The organism is Streptomonospora sediminis, assembly GCF_054778995.1.
Window position 1 is genome coordinate 1 of record NZ_BAAGYZ010000131.1, and the last position, 6,593, is coordinate 6,593.

Genomic DNA, 6,593 nt, shown 5'->3' on the forward strand with positions numbered 1-6,593 from the left:
GCCTCACCGCCAACATCCCCATCAACACCGCCGGCGCCGGACAATCCACCACCAGCGGCACCACCGGCGGCGGCACCGCACCCAGTGGAACCAGCCGCACCACCACCGCAAGCAACGGCGCCACCGCAACCAACGCCTCCGCCACGGGAAACCGCGCCGGCAGCAACACGGCCGCAAACCCCGACCCTGCCACCACCGGGGCCATCCCGCTTGTCCCGCTCAGCAACCGCCCCGCAGCGGCACAGCCCCAAGCGCCCCAACAGGCCTCGACCCAACAATCCACCACCAACCCCGGAAACAACGCCGCCGAAGCACCCGGCGACCAGAACCAACCAATCAACAACTCCAAACCCCGTTCCACGGCCACGTGGTTGCGCAACCTGCTCCACCCTTCAAGGAACCGCTCGAATGGTGGCCGGTCGCAATCCGGCGCCTCCTCCCAAGCGGGCCCCTCCCGGCAGCCGAGGCCGGTACCGCAGACAATCGTCACGCCACCGCCGGAAGACAGGTTCAACCTCGATTACCAGCTTCCGATGAGTGTTTATGGCTCGCACGCCATTAATCTCCATGGTCTCGGAGACAGCGCTCGCGGACTCATCGACAACATCAATGCAGGGCGGGCTTCCGGTTCAAGGGCCCCGACCGATGCGATCATCGAAGAGATAAATAAACAGGCCGAGAACGACGCGCGACGCGTTTTCAAACCAAGGGGATACCCGTTCGAAGTCACCGTACCCGACGCCAACGGCAACAGCCGGACTTGGAAGGGGAAGCTCTCCCTTAAACCCAATTCTTTAAGAGAAGACGACACTACCGAAAACAAGTATTCATGGACCCATGATGCTTGGTCCAATGAGTCACCCAGCAATTCGAAGAACCCGATCCGGGAATCATCCGGACAGTCGTCGAACACGCAGAACACCGGCGTCCACGGTGGGAACAAGGGGGCGGCGCTTGCGGCCTACGTGACCCCGTTCAGCATCACCCCGACAGATTTCGGAGCGCTCGGCGCACGCCTGGTCTTCAGGCTCAATGCCGGTTGGCGCAGCCGCCAGATAACGATTGCAACCAACTACTCCCACTCGATCCAATCGACCGAGGAACTCAAAGGATCGATCGACGTCTACACGTCGAACATGAGCCTCGAACTGGAACTGACTCCGCCGGGCGATGCGGAAGCGGTACACGCGAGCGACAACCTCAACGTCGAAGTGCACGTTCCCGGCGGCGTTAAGCAGGAGAACGACCCGGGCGCGCCGAGGGAAATATCTTTCGACAACCCGAATGACCCTGGCTCGTCCAACCGCATCCCCGATCGTGGCCTCCGCCGGCTGGCAGAGAACCACCCTCTCTTCGTCGGCGACATCACCACAACGGTCGACAACGAAACGAAAAAGCTCGCGGACTGGGTCAATGACCGCGTCGGCCTCAACGACAAGATTTCCCCGTGGACCATACGCAAGTCCGCGGAACGAGCAAAGCGCGCCTGGGCCAGAGCGGCCAATGAGCAGACCCTCACCAACGACATGATCCGCGATAACCTGCGAAAGGCAGGCGTCACCGCACTACCCCTCAACATATATGATGCCGATGGGAATCCCCGGATCATGTACATCCGGTCGTTCCCGAACAGGTTCACGCTGCAGCCGAACCCACCGAACCTTTTTGATCTCCGGTCGGTTATTAGTAACGCTAAAGGCAACACGACGACCAATACGCAAACCACGTTCATCCGAGCCATTTTCGGCGGCGGATTGGACATCTCCATCGCTGTACTGGACTACATCGTGGGCCGAATCGCGGTTGCCATCGACCTGGGATCCGGTTTCTCCCGCAACCGCAGCGAAACGAACAACTCCACGTCAACACGCTCTCGGATGTTCTGGAACAATGGGCCCGCGGAGATTTATGAAGCCGAACGTGATTACTACGTTCAATTCGATGGAGATTCCGAAGAGACGCGGTTCAGTGGAATCACTCGGGATCGCATCACCGTCGAGAACGCCCGGATCCTGAAGGACACCGCAGACCACCGACCCCAGGCGCTTCAGACCGACACCGCTGCGCAGCAAAAAACGCCGACCAGAACCCGCAGACCGGTCTCCTACTCCTGGGGCAGCGGCGACTACCTCAGGTCCCGGCCGCTCCCTGGACATCCCGAAAACCAAAACGACCCGAACAGCAAGCAGCGCCCGATCACGGTCCACGAGGAACTCGCCAATCGGGCGCTCGCCCAAATATCGAGAGAACATCCCGGGCTTGTCATTCCGAGCACCACCCGGACGCACAAAAAATTCAACTTCCGCCTCGGGAACGAAAACAAGGGATACTTCGACCCAGGACGGAAAATCCGGGAAAGGATCCCGTTCCGCAGAAGCAAGGACGTAGCCAAAGAAAACACTCAAAAGGTCATCGACGCCCTCTCCGAGTCCAGCCTCCTGGCGAATGACAACGAACTCCACGGGACCGACGGAGTTCTTGTCGAACTGAGTGAATCGGCCACATTCAAACGCAACGTTAAGACGATCCGGATCTTCGCGTCTCCTACCGCCAACACCCCCGATCACGTTGGCGAAACCGATCGAAGCATCGGAGTAGAAGGGAAGAGCTCCGCGAGCTTGAACACGGGCAAGGGGCGGGGCGGAAACGCCTCGGTAACGCCCAACGTCGCGGGCAATTTCATGCAGGGCCAACCCGACGCGCAAGCCCGCCGCGAAACCGGCCTCTTCCCGCGCCTAAGGTCCACCTGGTCCTATGTCCGCAACAAAAACGTGAACCAGGGCGCAACGGAATCAACGACCGACACCACCAAATACATCGGCAAGTCCGACCTTTGGGATCAGAACTCCCAGATAAGTGTCCGGATTTACGATAAAGACGACCTCGGCCGCGACTTCAGTGATACCCCGCCTCGCCAACGAGGAAAAGAGCTTTTTGACCCGGTACCGGTAATATACGAGTTCGCCACGCCGCAACTCCCCCCGGACAACAAGCTCGGCTTCGACTCACTTCCGGCCCCGGTCGTCCACAACTGGGCCCGCCGGGTCCCAGCCGCCGAAAGCCAGGTCAACAACCCGACACGGCCCGGGGAAGGCTCGTTCTCCAAAAAACTCCGCAACGCGGGCGCACGCGCCCATGATGTCTCCACCGAGTACCAGCGCGACGGCACGAGGATGAGCCGGGCCCAATTCATCTACCGCGCTTTCACCCGCGAAGGGGCCGGCGGCCGCTACAGGTTCGGGCTCGGTGGTGACGGGTTGGTGAACGGCTACGCCCGCAAAATCCGGCGCACCGTCGGCGACAGCCCAGCGGGGGCGCAGTCCATCCCGCACTACGCCTCGCCGGCGGCCACCGCTGCCGCAATGATGGACGGCGGCCGCGTCAGCAACGACCACAGCAGCCTCATATTCTCCCCCCACGGATTGCGCACCACCATCGACTCCCGCCCCGAAGTCGACCGGGTGGATGCCGAGCCCGTGCTCGCGGAGACCCTCCGCGATGAGTCCCACAACCCCCAGGACCGCAGTGCGACGAACACAAGTGCCTGGAGTGGGTCCCTTGGCGGATCGGCCACACCGCGGCTGAACGTCGTGAACAGCCCCGCGGGCCAAGGCCAGGGCCAGGGCGCCGACCCTGCGGGACAGTCCCAAGGCCAAAGCAATGCACCCACCATGTCCTCGGGCCCACAGGGCGAAAGGACCTGGACCTTCCGCAACCGCGGCAACGTCGATTCGCAAAGCCGCGCCACCGGCATCTCCATGCAGCCGTTGAGCAACCACGCCGTCAACTTCGAGGCCGGCGGCACCCTCAGGCACGCGTTCGAGTTCGCCCGCAACTGGACCATCGGGCCCACCATCAACCGGTCCGCCATCTACAGCCAGTTCGACGCCTACTCGCAAAAGCTCTTCGCGGGCACCATGTCCCTGTGGGGCGCGATGACCCAGGGTCTACTCAGTGACGGCCTTGCCGAGCATTCCCCGGGAAATGAGAACCGGCCCTATGGGGACGAACCCCAGCGGGAGTCTCTGCTGTCGCCCGCCGAGGTCATGGACCAGCAGAGCAGCAATCGGAGCCATGTCCGCGTCCGCCCCGGGTTCGAGGGGCGCGGGCAAGTGCAGACTCCCCCCGATGCCAACCCTGCGCTGCGCGACCTCAATAACGAGTTGGCCAGCATGAACTTCCAACTCACCCGGAGAAGCCGCGACAAAGTGATCGCGGCGCTGAACTCGGACCTTGGCAAGCACGCCGAATCGCGTGCCCCGATCGCGGTAAAGGTCAAGCGGCCGGGCTCCCACGGCCTCACGCCCTCCATCAGGGCCGTCATTGACCTGAGCGTCACCCGTACCAACGCCCGCATCGAGATCCCCTCGACCGTGGTCGAGAACCGGGAACAGCACCAGCACCGGGGATCCAAAGGGGTCACGACCAGCACAGGGACGCAGAACTCCGGCGGTGTGCAAGGCAACGGACTGATGTTCCCGACCGCCGATCCGCCACCCACCGACTCCAACGGAGTCCCGCAGGACAGTGCGCGCCCCACCCCGTTGAACTCCCCCCACAACAACACGATCGCCTCACAACAGGACACCGGGATCGCCACCAGCGACGCCGCATCCCGCTCCAGCCAACTTACGATGGTCACCCCGGCCGCCCAGATCAGCCACGACACCGTCGTTACCCTGGACCTCACGTTCCCCGACCGGGGTGTAAGCGCTTGGGCGCAGCTGCCCAAGCAGAAGCGGCAGAACAGTGTCACGGGGCAGGGGAACGGTGGTCGTACTTACGCCACCTACTCCCACCACCACCTTGAATTCACCGACCCGGCGCAGGGCGCCGGTCCGCGGTCGGCCTTGGGCGGGCAGCCCAGCCGGATCACTCCGGAGAATGAGCGCACTCCAGCCCAGGAATTCCAGTCCCGGAACCGGGATGAGCGCGCCACCGCCGCCTCACGCGGCTTCCTCGAAACCATCGAAAACGGCGGCGAGCCCATCCAGGATCTCGCCCACGTGGGCTTGGCGACCACCAAGGGCTGGAAGCCCGGACCGGGCCACACAACCGAGAACGGCGGCTACACCCAGGCCGGCGTCGACGCCGCCCGCGCTTACCTCGACCGCAAGGTCGGCCGCGACGCCTACTACGACGGAGTCGACGACAGCCTCACCGAAACCGCCCTCATGGCGCACACAAATGGGGCAGCCGGCCCGGACGGCTACCGGACGCCGCCGGTGGACAAGACTTCCCAGACGTTCAAGTTCCGGCCCGTCAACACCGGGAATTCCCGCGTCCTCAGCGTCTCCCACGCGGCGTCGGTTTCCGGAGCGTCGGGCGCCGAGCACACGAACGCCCCCACCAATGGCCAAACCACAACGCTGAACAACAGCGGAGGCCTCGCACAGAACGCCGACATCTACTCCACCGACCCTGAACGGCATGCGCATATCTGGCCATCTGCACAAGCCGATACAGCCAGCAGAAGCGGTGGAGCCAGCGCGGCACCGTTCGCCTCGAAAGGCCGCTCGACGTATAAGAGCAACATCGACGATGCGCTGTTCCTCGTGGAGTTCGACGCGGAGTGGACGGTCTTCGCCGAAAACCGCGGAAGCGGCCGAAATTCGACCGGGGACTCGTTCCTCGGCACCACCCGTACCAGGCAGTCCGCCTGGTACTCCGCGGAAGATGCCCTGCGGCTGGGCTTCCTGGACGATACCCACACCGACACGGTCCCCGAGGGCCTCGAGGAGATGCAGGTGCGCCTCGATGCGCTTGTGTCCTCCGAGGACGAGATGCTCAGGTCGCGGGTCCCGCTGACTGCGGCCCGTGCCGCGGTGGAGGCGAACCGTCCCGGAACCGACTTGTACAACAGCCACGCCGACCCGGCCGGCGAGTTCACCGCGTTGTCAAAGAGGTACAAGGATCTGAAGGAGCAATACGACGCACACGTCAACGACTACCTGGACAAGCACCGTGCGTGGACCAGGGCGCTGGCGAGGCTCCCCGAACTGATCAACAGCACGCGCACGCAACCGGCGCCGCAATCCGCTACAGCTCCGTCAAATTCGCGTACCGGACGGGGGCCTGGGCCGGGGTCGGGGTCGAATTCAGGAACGGGCCGCCGCTCTGCGCCGGCCCAGCCGCACCACCCGGCGCAAGCACCGCCGCCTGCCCCGCAGCAGCCGCAGAACCAGTCGCCGAGCCAGGGACCGCTCCAACCCTCCCCGAACACACGCGTGACCGGCACGACCGACGCCGCCTACAGCGCGGACGACCTCGCCGCCGGCCCCGCCCTGGACGACGACACACCCACCGACACACCCCCGCCCTACCCCCACGACCGCACCAACACCACCGAAAACAACGCCACCCCCGACCGCGCCGACAAACCCGCCGCCTTCCACCTCAACGTCACCAACACCGCCGAACCCGACCGCCCCACCACCGCCGACATCCACCGCCAACAACTCCAAAAATTCCTCGACCAACACACCACCGCACCCCCCACCACCGCACCCCCACCCCCCTACGCCCCAGCCGCACCCAACCAACCCCTCATCACCGAAAAACCCAACCCCGCCACCAGCACCGCCCCCGCCACA

General features: G+C 64.1%; 1 protein-coding gene and 1 pseudogene. One reads left to right on the forward strand and one right to left on the reverse strand.

Going from position 1 to position 6,593, the window contains the following annotated elements; genetic code table 11:
* A partial coding sequence (locus ACYVD5_RS25815) for a hypothetical protein (RefSeq protein ID WP_461003748.1) occupies positions 1-514 on the reverse strand: 514 nt, incomplete at its 3' end.
* Positions 515-533: 19 nt separating this feature from the next.
* Between ACYVD5_RS25815 and ACYVD5_RS25820 the strand changes: the two are divergent.
* Positions 534-6,593: pseudogene (locus ACYVD5_RS25820) on the forward strand (hypothetical protein); the annotation flags it as partial.